Below are 19,462 nucleotides of genomic sequence, written 5' to 3'. Positions count from 1 at the left end.
TTAGAAACCACAGGAGTAAATCTTGTGGTTTTTTTTTAAATTTGCAAAATCTTTTAAAAAGTAAAAATGGCCGATCAGTTAAGTTATCTATTTTGTACAAGAACCAGCAGGGACTTGGCAGAGAAAATTGCCCAGAATTATGGGAAAGAATTAGGAAAAATCAACTTTCAGGAGTTCAGCGACGGGGAATTTGAGCCTGTTTTGGATGAATCTGTAAGAGGAGGAAGAGTTTTCCTGATTGGATCTACATTCCCTCCCGCAGACAATCTTTTAGAGCTTCTTCTAATGATTGATGCAGCAAAAAGAGCTTCTGCAAAGAGCATTACCGTAGTAATTCCTTACTTCGGACTTGCCAGACAGGACAGAAAAGACAAACCGAGAGCGCCGATCGGTGCTAAATTAGTTGCCAACCTTCTTACAGCTGCGGGTGCAACAAGAATTATGACTATGGATCTTCATGCAGATCAGATTCAAGGGTTCTTCGAAATTCCGGTAGATCACCTGTATGCCTCCAGTATCTTCGTAGATTATATAAGATCTTTAAACCTTGATAATCTTACCATTGCTTCTCCGGATATGGGAGGTGCAAAAAGAGCTAAAAACTATGCTGGTCACCTGGGTGCAGAAGTAGTAATTGCTTATAAGGAAAGAAAAAAAGCAAACGTTGTAGAAGAAATGTTCCTTATCGGGGATGTGACAGGTAAGAACGTAATCCTTATTGATGACATGATTGATACTGCGGGTACGCTTTGTAAAGCAGCAGATATCTTAATTGAAAAAGGAGCGAAAACAGTAAGAGCAATGGCTACTCACGGAGTGCTTTCAGGGAAGGCTTACGAGAATATTGAGAATTCAAAATTGTTGGAAGTTATTGTAACTGACTCAATTCCTGTTAAAAATAATTTGTCATCTAAAATAAAAGTGCTATCTTGCGCCCCATTATTTGCTGACGTTATGACGATGGTTCATGAGCACAAATCAATTAGCAGTAAATTTGTTATTTAATTGATTTTAAGGTAATTGCAAATTAAAATCAGAACAATTTTTTAAATTTTTTATAAATGAAATCTATTACAATTCAAGGTACAAAAAGAGAAAGCGTGGGCAAAAAGTCTACAAAAGCTTTACGTGATGCTGAATTAGTTCCTTGTGTTGTTTATGGAGGTGAAGCACCTTTGAACTTCTCTGCTGAAGAGAGAGCTTTCAAAGGATTAGTATACACTCCTGAAGCACACACGGTATCTATTGAGGTTGACGGAAAAACAATTCCAGCTGTTCTTCAGGATATTCAGTTTCACCCAATTACTGACAAAATTCTTCACATCGACTTCTATCAGTTATCTGACGATAAGCCAGTGATCATGGAAGTTCCTGTAAGAATTACCGGACGTTCTAAAGGTGTTGTTGCTGGTGGTGTTTTACGTCAGTCTTTCAGAAAACTAAAAGTAAAAGCTATTCCTGCTAACCTACCTGACGAAATCGTTGTAGATGTTACTCCATTAAGAATTGGTAACAAACTTTACATCGGTGGTATCAAAACAGAAGGATATTCTTTCGTACACCCGGACAATGCAGTAGTAGTTGCTGTTAAGATGTCTAGAAATGCAATGAAAGGAGGTGCAGCTGCAATGGATGATGATGATGAGGAAGAAGTTGCAACTGAAGAAGGTGCAGCTCCTGAAGCAGCAGCAGAAACTGCAGCAGAATAAGAATTGCTTATTTAAACAATATAAAACCTATCAATTTATTGGTAGGTTTTTTATTTTCTAAAAGTAAGAATAGAGATAAAACTTTAATCTCTTAGTCTTTCAATAACTTTATCTTTATTTATCGGATTTCTTTATTGTAAATTATTGAATATTTCTATCAACTGACCGCGATCAGTCCCTCACCTCATGCTTCCTTTCGGAAAAAAGCCGTAAATTTGAAGAGTTCTAAATAAGGACGTTTTAATTTAAATAATAAATAAATGTTTGACATTCAGGAAATAAGAAGCCAGTTTTCTATATTGGACAGAGAAGTGAACGGTAAGCCCCTGGTTTACCTTGATAATGCCGCTACATCCCAAAAACCAAATTCAGTTTTGGAAGTTTGTCACGCATATTATACAGAACTTAATGCCAACGTTCACAGAGGAATTCATACGCTGAGCCAGCTGGCAACAGAAGAAATGGAGCTTTCAAGAAGAAAGATTCAAAAATTCATCAATGCTGAGCATGACTTTGAAGTGATTTTTACAAAAGGAACAACAGAAGGATTAAACCTTATCGCTTATATTTTAACCCAGAAACTGCAGAAAGATGATGAAATCATTATTTCATATCTGGAACACCATTCTAATATTGTTCCCTGGCAGATGCTTTGTGAAAGAACAGGAGCAAAACTTCGTGTGATTCCGATTGATGAAAACGGAATTCTTCAGATGGATTATTTTGATCAGTTTTTAAGTGAAAAAACGAAGGTTGTTTCTGTAAATCAGGTTTCCAATGCGCTGGGTATTGTGAATCCTATTGAAGAGATTATTGCCAAGACAAGAAAAAATACGGATGCCTATGTTGTGATAGACGGAGCTCAGTCTGCGCCGCATTTCAATATTGATGTTCAGAAGATGGATTGTGACTTCTTTGTATTTTCAGGTCATAAAATGTATGCGCCTATGGGAACAGGCATTTTATATGGAAAACGTGAAATATTAGAAGCTTTGCCACCATTCCATGGAGGAGGAGAGATGATTGCAACCTGTTCTTTTGAAGGAACTACCTATGCAGGTCTTCCATTTAAATATGAAGCAGGAACACCAAATGTAGGTGGAAATATTGCTTTAGGTGCTGCTGTTGATTTTATGAACAGAGTTGGCCATACCCATATTCAGAATCATGAAAATGCATTATTAGAGTATGCTCAAAGACAGCTTTTGGAAATAGAGGGTATTAAGATCTATGGTGAAAAAGCAAGGAGAACAGGTGTTGTTTCCTTTAATCTGGAAGGAGTGGGGATTGCCTCTGATGTAGGGATGATCCTTGATAAAATGGGAATTGCTGTAAGAACAGGACACCACTGTACGCAGCCTATTATGAACTTCTTAAATATTGCAGGAACGGTAAGAGCAAGTTTCGCTGTTTATAACACTTTCGAAGAAATTGATGCTTTGGTAGAAGGTGTCAGAAAAGCACAGAGAATGTTGAGTTAATTAATAAAGAATCTCTACGATATAGAATTAAAGCAGCCTTTGGGCTGCTTTTTTTATTAGTGTATTGGTATACAATAACACCGGCCCTCAATAATGACCTGATAGTTGCCGGGAGCACATTTCAGGCAGATTTCTCCTCCTGCTATAATGCTTTTCGTGTTAAACCCTCCGGAAAAATTAAATTACAATAAAAAAGCCCTGTTAACGGATAACAAGGCTATTGTATTTTTTAAGAGAATAATCTTACAAATTCGGTTTCCAGTCTACTACTGCTCTGATAAATGCTTCAGCATTTTCAACAGGAACATTCGGTAAAATTCCGTGACCTAAATTAGCAATGTATCTGTCTTTTCCAAAACGGTTAATCATTTCATTCACCATCTTCTTAATCGTTTCAGGGGTTGAATGAAGTCTTGCAGGATCAAAATTCCCCTGCAGTGTCATCGTATGGTTCGTTAAAGTTCTTGCGAATTCCGGCTTAATAGTCCAGTCTACCCCAAGAGCAGAAGCTTTAGACATGGTCATATCTTCCAGTGCAAACCAGCATCCTTTTCCAAATACCACAACATGCGTAAGCGGGCTTAATGCCTCAACAATCTGGTTGATATACTGCCATGAGAATTCCTGATAATCTGTAGGAGAAAGCATTCCTCCCCAGGAATCAAAAACCTGTACTGCAGAAACTCCTTTTTCTACTTTTCTCTTTAAATAGGCAATCGTAGTATCTGTGATTTTTTGTAATAATAAATGAGCGGCTTCAGGCTGCTGGAAACAGAAAGATTTTGCAATATCAAAAGCTTTACTTCCTTTTCCTTCCACACAGTAGCAAAGGATAGTCCATGGAGAACCCGCAAAACCGATCAATGGAATATCATTGTCCAGCTTCTGAAGAGTAAGTTCAATAGCATCAAAAACGTAACCTAAAGTGTCATTCACATCCGGAGTTTCAATATTCTGAACCTGCTCCATTGTTCGGATAGGAGTATCCAGCCATGGGCCAACAGATTCTTTCATTTTGAAATCAATTCCCATTGCCTGCGGAACTACCAGGATATCAGAAAACAGAATCGCGGCATCCAAAGGAAATCTTCGGATAGGCTGTAATGTAATCTCAGCAGCAAGTTCAGGAGTCTGACATCTTGTAAAAAAATCATATTGATCTCTTAAAGCAATGAATTCCGGCAGATATCTTCCAGCCTGCCTCATCATCCAGACAGGAGGTCTTTCAACGGTTTCTCCGCGAAGTGCTTTTAAATATAGGTCGTTTTTTATCATAATCTATTGTAACTAATATTACCGGCAATATTTCGGTAACAGATATTCTAAATTCTACTTCCGATTTCTTTTCTGATCAATGCAAAGATGGATGTCAGGGTATTTTCTTCAGAAGTAAAAATTTCTTCCTGCGTATAATTTCTCAGCTCACCGGAAGTGGTTTCGCCAATGGAAAAAAGCTTCATGCCTTCCAGAGAATTTCGCCTTGCAAAACTACGAACTCCGCTCGGACTAAAAAATACCACAGCATGATATTTTTCAGTTATTACAGGATTGATTTCCTCTGTATTATAAATTGTAACTTTTTTGTACTTAATGTTTTGTAACGGAAGGTCTTTGTCCAGAACGTTAATGGCAAGATTGCCGCAGAAATGAAGGAACTGCTCGTGCTGGCATTTTCCGATAATGAATCTGGAAAGTGTTTCAGCATTCTTAAGTACCTTAAATGTCCCAAAGCCATGCTTCCTTAGTTCTCTTTTGGTCTTTTCCCCTACACAATAGATCTTGTTGTAGTTTTTGGCTGTAAAATTCTCATTGGGTTTGAATCTGTTTTTAAAAAAAGAAGCAACTCCATTGACACTGGTGAAAATAAGAGAATAATTCTTCAGTTCAAAAGGACTGATCATGATGGGTTTGGTCTTAATCACCTCAACACAGTCAACCAAAATATCCTCTCCTAATTCTTTGGATATAAGCGTATGGTCTATATTTTTGGTAAATAAGATTTTCATGTCTGTAAAATTAAGAAGATGAAAAAGTGCGGCTAAAGGAATTTACATCTGAAATATCAGATCTGGCTTTTGATTTCTGCCATTAATTCTTTCCCTCCGTTTTCAAGAACAACTTGTGCAAACTTTTCTCCAAAATTCTCAGCTGGAGTATATACAAAATTTTCATCCACAGCAATGCAGTTTTTCCCGTCCAGAGAGCAAAGTGCTGCTTTGAAGCGGATCTGGTCGCCGATGATTTCTGCAAAAGCGCCGATAGGTGCAGTACAGCCTCCTTCTAAAGTGCTCAGGAAGTTTCTTTCAATTTCCACACAGATCTGAGTCTGCTGGTGATTGATCTGGCGTACAATTTCGTTGATCTCCGGTTTGTCGGTATGTCCGGCTACAGAGATTACCCCTTGTGATGGAGCAGAGATCATTAATGGAAGCATTTCATAATCAATTTCCATTTTCATTCTTTTGATTCCCGCCAAAGATAAAATGGTAGCATCAAAATCTCCGTCTTCCAGTTTTTGAAGCCTTGTCTGAATATTTCCACGGATATCCGAAAAATCAGTAGCCGGATAATTTCTCAGCCAGAAAGCTCTTCTTCTCAAGCTGCTGGTGGCCAGTTTAAGCTCGTGGAATTCTTTATTCCTTGCAGATTCTTTTCTGATCAGAATATCCTGTGGATAATCTCTTTCCAGATAAGCGATCATCTCAATATTTTGAGGCAATTGAGTAGGAACGTCTTTTAAAGAATGTACGGCAATATCAATTTCGTCATTCAGTAAGGCAATATCAAGGTCTCTTGTGAAAACCCCGGTAATTCCTAAAGAATAAAGCGGCTGATTGAGGTTCTTGTCGCCAGAAGAAACGATAGGAACAATTTCCGTTAAATAATTGTTGTTCTGAAGGTGCCTCGCAACCTCTCTAGCCTGCCAAAGTGCAAGTGCGGAATTTCTTGTTCCGATTCTAATGCTTTTCATTGAATTCGTTGTTTGGTTGTTCAACTAATATTTCGTGCATTAATTTACTAATTTCTTCGGCTTTTAAAGGATTATCGATGATATATTTTGCAAAACGGTTGGTGATTTTCTGGATCATTTTGTCAGAAAGTTCCATGTCCGTGATGTTTATGTATTTATTCTTTTTATAAAAATTATGCATTTCATTGCGTTCCATGTTTTTTAGAACTGCTTTGAAATGATGAATATTGGGTGCCAGCTTTCTCTTTTTCTCCCATTCAATAAAGTCTTTCATCAGTTCCTTAATGATTTTTTCAGCTTTAGGGATTTCTTTTTCGCGCTGTTGAATCGTTTCCTGAATCTGTTTTGAAAGCTCATCTACGTCAATCAGAGTTACGTTTTTATTTTCAGTAACATTCTTTTCAACATTATGCGGAATAGAAAGATCAATGATCAGCGTTTCTTTCCCGTTCGGGAAATGAGACTGGTTAACAATAGGATGTTTGGCCCCTGTTGCCACAATAAGAATATCTGTATTTTTTAATTCCTGGTCAAAATCAGAATAATCAACATGAGGAATATTATATTTCTGGGAAATCTTTTCTGCTTTCTCCTGAGTTCTGTTGGCGATTTTAATTTTCGGCTGATAGACATGTTTTACCAGATTTTCAACAGTATTCTGTCCAATTTCACCTACTCCCAAAAGAAGAATATTTTTTTCAGTGATTCTCTTCTGGTTATTTAGAATGTAATGAACCGCGGCATAAGAAACAGAAGCTGCACCATTGGAGATACCGGTTTCATTTTTTATTCTTTTCGAAATCTGAATAGCCGAATTGATGGCTCTTTCCAGATAAGGATTAGAATTTTGTCTTTCTTTTTTGAAACGGCTGTATGCTTTTTTAATCTGTCCGATAATTTCAAAATCCCCGATAATCTGACTTTCAAGGCCGGCCGCTACTCTGAAAAGATGAATCAAAGCTTCCTCTTTGGTAAGGATATTAGCGAATTGAAGAAAGTCTGTTAGTTGTACTCCAATTGTTTTGCAATACTCTTCTGCTACTAAGAGGTAATTGGGAGAAGTGGTATAGATTTCCGTCCTGTTACAGGTGGAAACAACAAATGCATCGCCCAGATCTTCCTCATGAACTCTGGAAACAAAGTTTTTGATGTTCTCATCAAAGAATGCAAACTTTCCTCTCGTTTCTACATCGGCTTTCTCGTAGCTTATTGAAAGCACGGCAAAATTTGACGTTCGATGAATGTTGGAATACTGTAACATAGGTAGTGGCAAATTTACGATTTTTTTAATTAACCTCTCTCAGATAGTGTATATGATAATTATCGTAAAAAACTATAAAAGAAAGAAAAAGATCTTTATGACGGCAAGGCAAAACTTTAAATTGATAAAATTGCTTATTTTGATCATGATTGTTAATGTTCTTTATTTTATTTGATCTTGTTTGTGCAGATTTCTGGTCTTTTTATCCTTCCGTTATTTCGCTTTTTAACCCTTTTAATATCCCATTAATTTTAGTTGAAATCAAACTCTGTAAATGTCTAAATTGAAAGTTAATAAAGAATTATAAATTTTAATAAAATTTTAACCAAATTAAGTTGTTGGGAAATTTCTTTAGTAGTCTTAAATTTATATCTTTGTATTCTTAAAATCAGAAGAAAAATATGAGTTTATTTGATATGTTTACGCAAGAAATTGCGATAGACCTGGGAACGGCTAATACCCTTATTATCCATAATAATAAAATTGTTATAGATCAACCGTCAATTGTTGCAATTGAACGTTCTACGGGTAAACCCATTGCTGTAGGGGAACAGGCTAAGCATATGCAAGGTAAAACTCATGAGGATATCAAAACCATCCGTCCTTTGAAAGATGGAGTTATTGCTGATTTTCACGCTTCTGAACACATGATTAAGGAATTCATCAAGAAAATTCCCGGAATCAAAGGTAAATTCATTCAACCAGCATTACGAATTGTAATCTGTATCCCTTCTGGTATTACTGAAGTTGAAAAAAGAGCAGTAAGAGACTCTGCTCAGAAAGTAAATGCAAAAGAAGTAAGATTAATCTACGAGCCAATGGCAGCTGCAATTGGGGTAGGGATTGACGTTCAAAAGCCTGAAGGAAATATGATCATCGATATAGGTGGTGGTACTACGGAAATTGCTGTAGTAGCTTTGGGAGGTATTGTATGTGATAAATCTGTGAAGATTGCCGGAGATGTGTTTACCAATGATATTGCTTATTACTTAAGAACTCACCATAACCTTTATATCGGAGAAAGAACCGCAGAAAGAATCAAAATTGAAGTAGGTTCTGCAGTAGAAGATCTTGATGTAGATATCGAAGATATCCCGGTACAGGGTAGAGACCTTATTACTGGTAAGCCTAAAGAAATTATGGTTGGATACAAAGAGATTGCAAGAGCATTAGACAAATCAATCATCAGAATTGAAGATGCTGTAATGGAAACATTATCTCTTACACCACCGGAACTTGCCGCGGATATCTACAAAACAGGTATTTATCTTGCTGGAGGCGGGGCATTATTGAGAGGTCTTGCGGACAGAATTCACAAAAAGACAGGTCTTCCTGTATTTGTTGCTGAAGATCCGTTGAGAGCTGTAGTTCGCGGAACAGGTATTGCCCTTAAGAATATGGATAAGTTCAATTTCTTAATTAAATAATTTTAACTTTTTACGACTTTATATCTGAATGGGATTTTTGCTGAGATTATTTTCGAAGAATACTCTTTTCGTCTTCTTTATATTCCTGCAAATTATTGCTCTGGTTTTGATATTCTCAAGAAATGCCATGCAGAGATCCTGGATTGCAGGCCAAACGGCTGCTTTTAATTCCTGGGTTTCCGGATATATTGATGAAGGAGTTTCTTATCTGAAGCTAAAACAGATCAATGAAGATCTTGTGGTTCAGAATAAAGCCCTTATGACTGAACTCTATGGAAAAGACGGAGAGAAAAATCCGGTTTTCAAAAGAGTTCATGATACTATTGGTGGCGGGCAGATCTATACTTTTGTTGATGGAGAGATTGTTTTTAACAGTATCAACAGAAGAAACAACTACTTTACAATCAACCGCGGACGCAGAGACGGAGTCTTTCCTCAAATGGGAGTAATGGCACCAAGAGGTATTGCGGGAATTGTAATCAATTCTACAGACAGTTATGCATTGGTTCAATCAGTATTAAGTGTAAACAAGATCAGAATTAATGCAGCACTTAAAAACTCAGGGTATTTTGGTACTTTAACATGGAATGGAGATAATTCAAGGGTCATGCACCTGGCGGATATCCCAAAATATGTAGCCCTGAAAGTAGGTGATACTGTTGTTACAGACGGAAAATCTGCTATTTTCCCTAAAGGAGTAACAATCGGGACTATTGCAGGATATTCTGTAGACAATAAAACCGGCTTCTGGGATATTTCCGTAGAGCTGAGTGAAAAAATGGGAGCGTTGAATAAAGTGTATGTAGTGAAGAATCTTAAGAAAGCAGAAGTGCAGAAGATTCAGGATACTCTACAGGCTGTAATAAAAAAGGAAAATGATTAGCAGGACTTTATTTACCGATATATTGATCATGATCTTTCTTGTGGCATTACAAATTTTTGTATTGAACAGGATTACACTTTTGGGGAAATATACTCCGGTATTATATCCTGTGTTTGTTATGTTCTATCCGTTTTTCAGAAATAAATTTCAGTTCCTGGGACTGAGCTTTTTAATAGGGCTGTCTATTGACGGCTTCCTCTATTCCTGGGGAATCAATGCATTTGCAACAACGTTAATTGCCTATTTCAGAACGTTGATATTCAGGACTTCCACAGATACGTCTACGGACTTTTTCTCTTTTCAGTCCCTTCAATGGGCGCAGTTTTTGCTGTTTTTATTTTCAAGTATTTTCCTGCATCAGCTTCTAGTACAGTATATCGAGTTCTTTAAGTTTAGCAGGTTTTTTGAAATATTATTTAATGTGTTGGTGACAAGTGTAATTTCATTTATCTTTATAGTCATCTACGCATTAATATTTAAAATCAAACAAAAAGTTTGAACACACGTTATTTAAAAATTTTTTCCATCCTCGTTATCATCGCCCTGATCTTTGTGGCGAGGCTTTCATATTTGCAGTTGTTTACAGACCGTTATGCATTAAATGCAGCGAATACTTCCATTAAAACAGAATATGTCATTCCGCAGCGTGGGGTTATTTTTGATAGAAATGGTAAAATCATGGTGGGTAACCAGCCTGCTTATGAAATTTCGTTTACTCAGGCTTTGATGAAACCTGATTTTGATACTCTGGCTTTCTGTAGTTTGATGAAAATTACAAAACAGGATTTTATCAATAAAGTCAATACTATCAAAAAGGAAAAATATTATTCTAAGCTGACGCCGATGACTTTCATTAAAGACCTCAGCAGAGAAGATATTGCAAGAGTTCAGGAAATTATTTTTAAATATCCTGCATTTAATATTGTATCAAGACCTCAGCGTCAGTACGAAGTTTCCACATCAGGAAACCTTCTCGGTTATACCAGTGAGGTAAACGAAAGAGATATTAAAAAAGATTCTCTCTACTATTTACCGGGAGATTTTATTGGAAAAACAGGGGTTGAAAAATCCTACGAAAAAGAACTTCGTGGAGTAAAAGGAGTGAAATATATCCAGAAAGATATCAGGCTTCGGAATATTGGCTCCTATAAGAACGGTGCTTTAGATAAAGATGTGATTACGGGTAAAGATATTACATTAACCATTGATTACGATCTTCAGAGAACAGCGGAAGAAATGCTGGTGAACAAACATGGTGCAATTGTGGCCTTAGACCCTAATAATGGAGAAGTCTTGGTAGCCGCAACCGGACCGGATATTGACCCCAACCTTTTTACCGGACCTAATAAATCAAAAAACTTATATGCCCTTTCAAAAGATACGCTTTATGAAAATAAACCTACTTTTGACCGTTCTTTACAGGCAGGATATCCCCCGGGATCAACTTTCAAATTACTGACCGCTTTAGCGGCAATGCAGATGGGAGTGATGGATGAGAAAACAATCTTTCCTTGTGGAGGAGGATTTTTCTATAAAGGAAAAAGAATTAAAGGTCATGGTGGAGCAGATCCGCTTATTCCTTCCATTCAGGTTTCCAGTAACTGTTTTTTCACCTACGCATTTATTGCCATTATCAAAAAATATCCGGGAAATCCTTCAAAAGGTGTTGATGAGTGGAAAAAAATAATGAGCAGCTTCGGAGTCGGAGAATTTTTAAATAATGACTTTGCTGTCGGGGCAAAAGGAAGAATACCTTCAGGAGATTTTTACGAAAAAAGATTTAAAGCAATCATGAAGGCAAGCGGTTCCCAGAGAACTGATTTTAAAAACTGGGATGAAATGTCTACCGGTGCTATTTATAATGGAATGGGGCAGGGAGATGTTTTGGTAACTCCTATTCAGCTGGCCAATTATGTAGCGGCTATTGCTAACAGAGGATGGTATTATACTCCTCATATCGTAAAAGCAATTGATGGGAAACCCAATCCAGATCCAAGATTTAAGGTTAAACATAAGACATTAGTTGATCCGAAGCATTTCGAACCGGTATTGAAAGGAATGGAAGCTGTAGTGCTGAGAGGAACTGCAAGAGGATTGAAATCCAATGATTTTACACAATTAGCAAAAACAGGAACAGCACAGGTACCGCAAGGAAAGGATAATTCCATCTTTGTATTAATTGCTCCTGCTGATAAACCCAAAATTGTTGTGGTAGCAGTAATGGAGCATGCAGGATTTGGAGCTACCTGGGCAGGACCAGCCTGTACAGTGATTGCTGAAAAGTATATTACAGGTGATCTGAAAAGAGAACATCTTTACAAAAAAATGATCACATCGAGTTTCATGCCTGAATACAAAAGGCAGTGGATTGCAGATTTGAAACGTAAAGGCTTATATATTGATCCTAAACCTGACTCAATCAGACAGAAAAGAATAAAGGATAGTCTGGAGCAGGTGAAACAGCAAAAAGCAAAACTGCAAAAGAAGATAGAAGAGGAAACCAAAAAGAATAACACTGCTAAAAAAACTGTGAAGCAATGAAATGGACAGAAGGAATAGATAAACTGGGCCTTGGGCTGTACTTCCTGCTTTGCATTTTTGCCATTGCAAATATTTACAGTGTGGACCAGAAACTGGGAGAAAAACAACTGGTTTTTTTCTGTATTTCATTATTTGTGGGGCTTATCATCTTTTTCAGCCGAAGTAAATTCTTTGAGAATATGGCAGGGATTATTTATATTGGCGGCGTATTGCTGCTCATAGGACTTTTCCCGTTTGGTAAAGAGATCCTGGGGCAGAAGAACTGGTATAAATTCGGAAGTTTTACCATGCAGCCTGTAGAATTTGCAAAGATAGGAACAGCTTTAATGCTGGCTAATTATGTTTCAGGCCCAGATTTCAATCTTAAAAACAAGAAGTCTTTGTGGACTACTTTAGCCATAATTGGTATTCCGGCAGCAGTAGTTCTTGCTATCCCGGATGTAGGTTCCATGCTAGTATTTATTGCATTTTTCATTGCTTTGTATAGAGAAGGACTGAGCGGCCTTTTATTCGGTATAGGATTTGTTTTTGCCGGAGTTTTTCTGATCTCTCTGGCTATTCCTCCTATTTATGTTACGATTGCAGTGTTATTGATTGCAGGAGTTCTTATTGCAATGAATTATCATAGGATGTCTTGGGATGTTATTTCAATTTCAGGAATTGCAGGTTCCATTCTTTTATTGTGCGGACTGGCTTTCGGTTCTCCTTATATTTTAGAAAAACTTCCTAAGCACCAGAGAGAAAGAATTGAGGTTCTTTACAAAGGGGAAAAGGCATTCAGGGATACTTCGGGATACAACCTGTTGTATTCCAAAACAGCTATCGGTTCCGGTGGACTGTGGGGAAAAGGATATCGTGAAGGATCAGTTACTCAGGGTAAATTTGTTCCGGAGCAGCAGACAGATTATATTTTTTGCGCGGTTGGGGAAGAATGGGGTTTTGTTGGAAGTGCTCTTCTGGTGCTAGCTTATTTGGTTTACATAGGAAGAATCTATTATCTTTCTGAACAGCAGAAATCTACTTTTAACCGTGTTTTTGGGTATTGTTTTGCTTCGATTCTGTTGATGCACTTTTCGATCAACCTGGGGATGGTTATGGGGCTTTTTCCTACTGTAGGGATTCCGCTTCCTTATTTCAGTTATGGAGGAAGTTCTTTACTGGCCTTCTCTATGATGACTTTTATTTTCTTTAAACTTAATTATTCGGATAAAAACAGTTTGGTGTAATGTTTTTGAGTTAAAAGGACTCTCAAAAACTAGTATTTACCCATTTGATAAGCCTGCAGATTGCAGGGTATATTGTGGTATCATAAAACATAAAAGATGAAAGAAGCTTACGTCCTGGATCAGGATTTTGAAAATACCGACCTTTCTCAAATAGAAAAGGGCGGGTACGAAAACTGTACGTTCAGAAACTGTAATTTTGAATACGGAAATCTATCCGGTTTCAGCTTTACAGACTGTGAGTTTTCAGGGTGTAATCTCAGCATGGCGAAATTGGTAAAAACGTCTTTTCATGAGGTTGTTTTCAGAGAATGTAAGATGTTTGGCCTTCAGTTCGGTGATTGTAATGTCTTCGGATTATCTTTTATGTTCGATGGAAGTGCTCTCAATAATTCGCTTTTTTATCAGACATCTGTTAAGAAAACAGTTTTCAGAAATTCCAAATTGATTGAGGTAGATTTTAGTGAATGTGATTTGTCCAATGCAGTCTTCAATAACTGCGATCTCTCAGGCGCTGTTTTTGATGGCACAAATCTGGAAAAAGCGGATTTCCGTACATCGGTTAATTATTCAATAGATCCTGCCTTAAACAGGCTTAAAAAAGCTAAATTTTCTCTTTCTGAAATCTATGGACTGTTGTATAAGTTAGATATTGAAATTGATAAGAACAGTTGATATATTCAGTCGTGTAATAACTGCTATATTAAAATGTCAGAATTAAATCAATAGGAGCGGATTTTAACCGCTTTTCTCTTTAACTGCTATCCCATTGGCTTAACGAAAACTTACCAAAAATGTGCACATAAAAAAGCCATCAGAATTCTGATGGCTTCATTATTTAAATCAATTATTTATAAAATTAAAAATTTGCTGGTGTAGCCGGAGTAGAGGCAGCTAAGTTATTATAAGTTTCTCCTTCTTCGTTGATCACTCTCTTGGCGAATCTGAATTTAGGTCCCCAATAAGAATCATTCAGTGAAGAAATCATTACTCCTTTTGATGTTGCTGCGTGGATAAACTTAATCTCACCTTCTTCAGAAACACTTTCTACAATACCTACGTGAGAAATTCTTCTTCCATGAGAAAAGAAGATCAAATCTCCCTTCTGTAGTTCTCCTTTTTCTACTCTTTCACCTTCCTGGGCCTGAGAAGCCGCTACTCTGGGTAAGCTAAGGCCTGCTGCTGCCCCGAATACAGAAAGAACAAAAGCTGAACAATCGATACCGTTTCTGGTTGTCCCTCCGTATCTGTAAGGAGTTCCAAGGTATGTTTCAGCTTCTTCAAGGATACCGTCAATGGTTTTATTATGTTTGATTGCTTTTGCAATCTCAGAATTCTTAACTGCTTTTTTAGCACTAGCGATAGATGCCGCCTTTTCTGCAAGGAATGAGTCGATAAGTTTTTGCTTATCCTGCTCCATTTTTTTGTAATCTATAGAAGCTAGTTTGGCATCTGTTTTGTATTCTTTTGTATAAGTTGCTGGTTTTGAAACCACATAATTTGTAGCACACGATTGCAATGAAACTGTAGAGACTAAAGCAACTAAATAAAACAAAACTCTTTTCTTCATATATATTTGATTATCCGTGTTAAAAAGGAATATTTATTTTCAAAAGCAATACAAAAGTAGAGATTCCAAGCAAAAGACCCCTGATATGATAATTGTCAGAATCTTATTTTAACACATTTTAACATATAGTTTGCATATGTTAAAGAAAAATAAACCGCAACAGCCTGTTTTTGGTAAGTGTGCGGTTTTTTTTATTAAGATTCTTTAACAAACTTCTTCGATTTTCTTCTATATATCGGGTTTTGTGATTCAACGTCTTGATTTTCTATGATGTTAACAAAACAAAAAAATTCCCCGGAAAACCGAGGAATTTAAACTAATATGGAACCTTACAGGACGTTATTTTGTAAATAACATTTCTCTGTATTTTGTCATTGGCCAAAGCTCATCGTCAACCATCATTTCCAATGCGTCAGAAGCCTCTCTGATAGGATCGAATAATGGTTTTACTTTGTTACAGTAGTTTTCTGCCTGTTTTTGGCTGTCTGATATGCTTTTTGCAGCTTCTCTGGCTTTGATAAGATCTTCAACCCCAAGCTTGATTTTAGAAACATTTTCAGAAATGCTTGTAATTAAACTCATCTGTTCTTTTGCCAGCGTTTTGAATTCTTTATCGCCAAAGATATCTTTAAGACCTTTTACGTTTTCAATTAATCTGTTCTGATAATTTAATGCAGATGGGATGATGTGGTTTCTGGCGATATCGCTTAACACTCTTGCCTCAATATCAATTACAGTAGAGTATTTCTCTAATTTAATCTCGTTTCTTGCTTCTACTTCTCTGTGGTTGAAAATTCCCATCTCTTCATAAAGATCTAAGAATTTCTTATCCATTTCCTGTTTTAAAGCTTCAGGAGTTGTCTTAAGGTTGTTCAATCCTCTTTTCTTAGCTTCTTTTGCCCAGTCATCAGAATATCCGTCACCTTCAAACATAATGTTTTTACACTGCTTGATGTATTCTCTCAATACATTAAAGATCGCTTCATCTTTCTTAAGACCCGTTTCAATTAAAGCATCAACTTCTTTCTTAAAGTCATTAAGCTGTTTAGCAGCAATAGTATTCATTACGGTCATAGACTCTGCGCAGTTTGCAGAAGAACCTACCGCTCTGATCTCAAATTTATTTCCTGTAAATGCAAACGGAGAGGTTCTGTTTCTGTCTGTGTTATCTAAAAGGATTTCAGGAATCTTTCCAACTACATTTAATTTTAATTCTGTTTTCTCTTCCGGTGATAATTTTCCGCTGGTTACTTTTTCAAGTTCTTCCAATACACTGAACAGCTGGCTTCCGATGAATACGGAAATAATGGCTGGTGGCGCTTCGTTGGCACCAAGTCTGTGGTCATTGCTTGCAGAAGCGATACTTGCTCTTAAAAGATCTGCATATTCGTGAACCGCTTTAATGGTGTTAACAAAGAATGTCAGGAACTGTAAATTTTTCTTTGGATTCTTTCCCGGGCTTAACAGGTTTTCACCAGTATCTGTAGCTAAAGACCAGTTGTTGTGTTTTCCGCTTCCGTTTACTCCAGCGAATGGTTTCTCGTGGAACAGGATGTGGAAGTGGTGCTTGTGCGCTACTCTTGCCATGATGTCCATCAACAGAGAGTTGTGGTCTACCGCAACGTTTACTTCTTCAAACATTGGTGCAAGCTCGAACTGGTTCGGAGCAACCTCATTATGTCTTGTTGTTGCAGGAATTCCTAATTTCATACATTCTATTTCCAGCTCTTTCATGAAGTTCATTACTCTTGTAGGAATAGAACCGAAATAGTGGTCGTCCAGCTGCTGTCCTTTTGCCGGAGAATGTCCTAATAAAGTCTTACCTGTTAATACAAGATCCGGACGTGATTGATATAACGCTGAATCAACAAGGAAATATTCCTGCTCCCAGCCCAAAGTAGGCGTTACCTTAGTTACGTTTTTGTCAAAATACTGCATTACATTCGTTGCAGCTTCATCAACAGCGTTCAAAGCTCTTAAAAGAGGTGCTTTATAATCTAACGTTTCTCCTGTATAAGAGATAAAGATAGAAGGAATACATAATGTAGTTCCCATAATGAATGCCGGTGAGGTAGGGTCCCAGGCTGTATAACCTCTTGCTTCAAAAGTATTTCTGATACCTCCGTTAGGGAAAGATGATGCATCAGGCTCCTGTTGGATAAGCATATTTCCGCTGAATCTTTCGATTGCTCTTCCTCCTTCAATGGGTGTAAAAAAAGAATCGTGCTTTTCTGCAGTAGTACCTGTTAAAGGCTGAAACCAGTGAGTATAGTGGGTTACCCCTTTGCTCATTGCCCAGTCTTTCATTGCTACAGCTACCTGATCTGCAATATGTCTCTGGATCTTAGTTCCTTTTTTAATTGCATCCATGATGGAACCGAATGCTTCTTTTGTTAAATATTCTCTCATTGTTTCTTCTGAGAAAACATTTTTACAGAATAGCTCTGATAATTTTGCAGGGATCTCAACAGAGTTGTCTTTTCTGAAATCCTTAAATGGAAGGGTTTCTAATGCTTTGAATCTTAAGGTTGACATAATTGGGTTAATTTTTACAGGGCAAATTTACAAAAAAAATAAATCGGAAGCATTTTAACCCTAAAAAATTTAGGGGTGTGTATGTTTTTTTTTTTTTTTGAATCAGCCTTTGTTGTTTATATTAAAAAGGCTCGCAAAATTGCAAGCCTTTATAAAATAATATCAGGAACTATTTTTTTATAATAGAGAAAGATTTACCGCTATTACTGGAAGAATTTTTTATTTTTACAATATACATACCAGCCGGCAGGGTAGATAATGATATTTTGATTGTTTTTTTTGAAGTGCCGGTCTTGTGTATTACCTCTCCTAAAGTATTGATAATTTCTATATTATAATTGTCATTAGCAGAACCTAGATTAATATTTAGGTCGTCCGTCACAGGATTTGGATATATGCTTTGATTATTATAAAAAGAATCTGTCTCCAGAGTGGCTAAAGTGCCAAAATGGACATTAATATTAGGAATTCCGTTTATATATGAAAAAGGATAATAATCAAAGGTTGTTTCTCCATTTTGAAGCACAAGTTCTACTTGTAAATTATATTGTCCGTTTGTTATTTCTAATTCGCTTACCGGCATGTTTACAGAAAATGTGTTTCCAACCGGTGGAACCGACCATGCTTTTCTTTCATAAGCTTCACCTCCAACACTATGTGGTGCTGGGTGTGGATCTTGATAAATGTTTATATCTGTTACAGGCCTGTCAGACTGAAATGAACCTGAGACAGTAAGAATGCCATTATTATATGTTGTGTGGAGAGAGGTTAGTCCTGCATTATGATTATTATAATAAGTTCCTCCTGGAGCAGAGGCAAATACTTGGCAGTTATTAAGTATAGCAGATCCTGCTCTGTTAATAAATGTTGGTGAAGCTCCTAATGTTAAATTGCCTGGACCCATAAGGTTCTTTCCTTTATTTGGATTCAAGTTTTCGGAGTTGGTTTGCCTGCTATGTGGCAAATTAAGGCCATGTCCAAGTTCATGCATCATTCCCCCAAACCATTTAGAAAATTCATAAGTACTGGTGCCCACATATTGAATATTAAATTGTGGATAATCAAGTGCAAAACAAGTTTTGCCTACGCCATAAAAAGGAACGTTTGCGGTAGCCTGATCTGGAACGGCTGCAATCACAAGTGTATGCTCACTGGTTTTTTGTGTTGGATTATTCGCAAAATAAGTATTTACTTCATTTTGCATTAAACCAGAATCGGTATAAGGATAGCTTGAAAGGGGTTGGCTTCCATGAATCAAAATAATTTTAACATTATTAGGATTCGCCGTTTCTCTAAAAAGGCCAAATGCCTTGGCACCATATCCATTACTTATCATATTTTGTTTATAAAAATTTTGTCCCCAAAGCATTATAGCACTTAGACGTGTTTTATAAGTTGGATCTAATGGGACATTATTTGCTACAAAATAAACTATATTCAAATTGTTTGGTTGGTTAGAGGAATAACTAATTCCATCATACGTGCTTGTGTAAATTTGAGCTTTGGTTTTGTCGTTAAGAAATAAGCAAATAAGTAAAAATGCCCATTTGTAGATTGTAGAGGTTTTTTTCATCATAATTATTATTAATTTACAAGTTAAATGTTTCAAAAAAATAATAATCTATCCATTAAACTTTAATAGTCGTTGTGAAGAATAGATTTTTTTAATTGCCGTGGCAATTCAGTAAATAAATAAATGTGTTTTTTGCAAATGTAAAAAAACATGAAATATAACCACTATTAATTCCTCTTTATTTAGATGAAAATCTTTATTATACACAATGAATATCATTAAAAAAATATTAAACTGAAATGATAAATTGCAGTTTTGTGTGAATATTACTTCTGGTTATTTTGTTTT

The 19,462-nt window shown here is 36.6% G+C and carries 16 protein-coding genes; 9 read left to right on the top strand and 7 right to left on the bottom strand.

All coding sequences use genetic code 11. From position 1 onward, the window contains the following. Positions 1–66: 66 nt before the first annotated feature. From C8D70_RS05025 to C8D70_RS05015, 3 genes are all read left to right on the top strand, one after another. The gene (locus tag C8D70_RS05025) at positions 67–1,005 is read left to right on the top strand and encodes a ribose-phosphate pyrophosphokinase (RefSeq protein ID WP_076596457.1); all 939 of its coding nucleotides are present in this window, start codon (positions 67–69) and stop codon (positions 1,003–1,005) included. Positions 1,006–1,061: 56 nt separating this feature from the next. After that, positions 1,062–1,709, top strand: coding sequence for a 50S ribosomal protein L25/general stress protein Ctc (locus C8D70_RS05020; protein ID WP_076596456.1), 648 nt, complete (start codon positions 1,062–1,064; stop codon positions 1,707–1,709). A gap of 260 nt (positions 1,710–1,969) precedes the next feature. Then, positions 1,970–3,190, top strand: a complete 1,221-nt coding sequence (locus C8D70_RS05015) for an aminotransferase class V-fold PLP-dependent enzyme (RefSeq protein WP_110366568.1) — start codon at positions 1,970–1,972, stop codon at positions 3,188–3,190. 243 nt (positions 3,191–3,433) lie between these two features. Here C8D70_RS05015 and hemE read toward each other — a convergent pair whose 3' ends face one another. Genes hemE through hemA form a run of 4 tightly spaced genes read right to left on the bottom strand, consistent with a single transcriptional unit; the run spans position 3,434 to position 7,422 of the window. Continuing rightward, on the bottom strand, positions 3,434–4,465 hold the full coding sequence (hemE, locus tag C8D70_RS05005) for a uroporphyrinogen decarboxylase (protein ID WP_047376227.1): 1,032 nt from the start codon (positions 4,463–4,465) through the stop codon (positions 3,434–3,436). Positions 4,466–4,512: 47 nt separating this feature from the next. Continuing rightward, positions 4,513–5,196 (bottom strand): uroporphyrinogen-III synthase, encoded by a 684-nt coding sequence (locus C8D70_RS05000; protein WP_076596454.1) that lies wholly within the window; start codon positions 5,194–5,196, stop codon positions 4,513–4,515. A 56-nt stretch (positions 5,197–5,252) separates the two neighbouring features. Further along, positions 5,253–6,161 (bottom strand): hydroxymethylbilane synthase, encoded by a 909-nt coding sequence (hemC, locus tag C8D70_RS04995; RefSeq protein ID WP_076596453.1) that lies wholly within the window; start codon positions 6,159–6,161, stop codon positions 5,253–5,255. Beyond that, positions 6,148–7,422, bottom strand: a complete 1,275-nt coding sequence (hemA, locus tag C8D70_RS04990) for a glutamyl-tRNA reductase (RefSeq protein ID WP_076596452.1) — start codon at positions 7,420–7,422, stop codon at positions 6,148–6,150. Before hemA ends, hemC begins: the two co-directional genes overlap by 14 nt. A gap of 401 nt (positions 7,423–7,823) precedes the next feature. On the opposite strand from hemA, the gene C8D70_RS04985 reads away from it, so the two are divergent. From C8D70_RS04985 to C8D70_RS04960, 6 genes are all read left to right on the top strand, one after another. Further along, complete coding sequence (locus C8D70_RS04985; RefSeq protein ID WP_045491741.1) at positions 7,824–8,849, top strand: rod shape-determining protein; 1,026 nt, start codon at positions 7,824–7,826, stop codon at positions 8,847–8,849. Between the two features lie 28 nt (positions 8,850–8,877). Beyond that, complete coding sequence (gene mreC / locus C8D70_RS04980) at positions 8,878–9,732, top strand: rod shape-determining protein MreC (RefSeq protein ID WP_076596451.1); 855 nt, start codon at positions 8,878–8,880, stop codon at positions 9,730–9,732. Further along, entirely contained in the window at positions 9,725–10,231 is a 507-nt protein-coding gene (locus C8D70_RS04975) for a rod shape-determining protein MreD (protein WP_076596450.1), read from the top strand. The genes mreC and C8D70_RS04975 overlap by 8 nt, the downstream gene beginning before the upstream one ends. After that, positions 10,228–12,273, top strand: a complete 2,046-nt coding sequence (locus tag C8D70_RS04970; RefSeq protein WP_076596449.1) for a penicillin-binding transpeptidase domain-containing protein — start codon at positions 10,228–10,230, stop codon at positions 12,271–12,273. The genes C8D70_RS04975 and C8D70_RS04970 overlap by 4 nt, the downstream gene beginning before the upstream one ends. Next, positions 12,270–13,499 (top strand): rod shape-determining protein RodA, encoded by a 1,230-nt coding sequence (gene rodA, locus C8D70_RS04965; RefSeq protein WP_110366567.1) that lies wholly within the window; start codon positions 12,270–12,272, stop codon positions 13,497–13,499. The genes C8D70_RS04970 and rodA overlap by 4 nt, the downstream gene beginning before the upstream one ends. 96 nt (positions 13,500–13,595) lie before the next feature. Continuing rightward, positions 13,596–14,171, top strand: coding sequence for a pentapeptide repeat-containing protein (locus C8D70_RS04960; RefSeq protein ID WP_110366566.1), 576 nt, complete (start codon positions 13,596–13,598; stop codon positions 14,169–14,171). 184 nt (positions 14,172–14,355) lie between these two features. Here the strand turns inward: C8D70_RS04960 and C8D70_RS04955 are convergent, their stop codons facing one another. From C8D70_RS04955 to C8D70_RS04945, 3 genes are all read right to left on the bottom strand, one after another. Further along, complete coding sequence (locus C8D70_RS04955) at positions 14,356–15,066, bottom strand: C40 family peptidase (protein ID WP_076596446.1); 711 nt, start codon at positions 15,064–15,066, stop codon at positions 14,356–14,358. A 339-nt stretch (positions 15,067–15,405) separates the two neighbouring features. Continuing rightward, complete coding sequence (locus tag C8D70_RS04950) at positions 15,406–17,601, bottom strand: glutamine synthetase III (protein WP_076596445.1); 2,196 nt, start codon at positions 17,599–17,601, stop codon at positions 15,406–15,408. A 169-nt stretch (positions 17,602–17,770) separates the two neighbouring features. Beyond that, complete coding sequence (locus C8D70_RS04945; protein WP_110366565.1) at positions 17,771–19,177, bottom strand: T9SS type A sorting domain-containing protein; 1,407 nt, start codon at positions 19,175–19,177, stop codon at positions 17,771–17,773. Positions 19,178–19,462 lie beyond the last annotated feature (285 nt).

The organism is Chryseobacterium sp. CBTAP 102, from assembly GCF_003201365.1.
Classification (GTDB): domain Bacteria; phylum Bacteroidota; class Bacteroidia; order Flavobacteriales; family Weeksellaceae; genus Chryseobacterium; species Chryseobacterium candidae.
This window is presented reverse-complemented; position numbering and strand designations above follow the sequence as displayed.

What these genes read in the sequence shown, in the direction of transcription:
- C8D70_RS05025 (WP_076596457.1), top strand. Translation starts at nt 67, where the DNA reads ATGGCCGATCAGTTAAGTTATCTATTTTGTACAAGAACCAGCAGGGAC.
- C8D70_RS05020 (WP_076596456.1), top strand. Translation starts at nt 1,062, where the DNA reads ATGAAATCTATTACAATTCAAGGTACAAAAAGAGAAAGCGTGGGCAAA.
- C8D70_RS05015 (WP_110366568.1), top strand. Translation starts at nt 1,970, where the DNA reads ATGTTTGACATTCAGGAAATAAGAAGCCAGTTTTCTATATTGGACAGA.
- hemE (WP_047376227.1), bottom strand. Translation starts at nt 4,465, where the DNA reads ATGATAAAAAACGACCTATATTTAAAAGCACTTCGCGGAGAAACCGTT.
- C8D70_RS05000 (WP_076596454.1), bottom strand. Translation starts at nt 5,196, where the DNA reads ATGAAAATCTTATTTACCAAAAATATAGACCATACGCTTATATCCAAA.
- hemC (WP_076596453.1), bottom strand. Translation starts at nt 6,161, where the DNA reads ATGAAAAGCATTAGAATCGGAACAAGAAATTCCGCACTTGCACTTTGG.
- hemA (WP_076596452.1), bottom strand. Translation starts at nt 7,422, where the DNA reads ATGTTACAGTATTCCAACATTCATCGAACGTCAAATTTTGCCGTGCTT.
- C8D70_RS04985 (WP_045491741.1), top strand. Translation starts at nt 7,824, where the DNA reads ATGAGTTTATTTGATATGTTTACGCAAGAAATTGCGATAGACCTGGGA.
- mreC (WP_076596451.1), top strand. Translation starts at nt 8,878, where the DNA reads ATGGGATTTTTGCTGAGATTATTTTCGAAGAATACTCTTTTCGTCTTC.
- C8D70_RS04975 (WP_076596450.1), top strand. Translation starts at nt 9,725, where the DNA reads ATGATTAGCAGGACTTTATTTACCGATATATTGATCATGATCTTTCTT.
- rodA (WP_110366567.1), top strand. Translation starts at nt 12,270, where the DNA reads ATGAAATGGACAGAAGGAATAGATAAACTGGGCCTTGGGCTGTACTTC.
- C8D70_RS04960 (WP_110366566.1), top strand. Translation starts at nt 13,596, where the DNA reads ATGAAAGAAGCTTACGTCCTGGATCAGGATTTTGAAAATACCGACCTT.
- C8D70_RS04955 (WP_076596446.1), bottom strand. Translation starts at nt 15,066, where the DNA reads ATGAAGAAAAGAGTTTTGTTTTATTTAGTTGCTTTAGTCTCTACAGTT.
- C8D70_RS04950 (WP_076596445.1), bottom strand. Translation starts at nt 17,601, where the DNA reads ATGTCAACCTTAAGATTCAAAGCATTAGAAACCCTTCCATTTAAGGAT.
- C8D70_RS04945 (WP_110366565.1), bottom strand. Translation starts at nt 19,177, where the DNA reads ATGATGAAAAAAACCTCTACAATCTACAAATGGGCATTTTTACTTATT.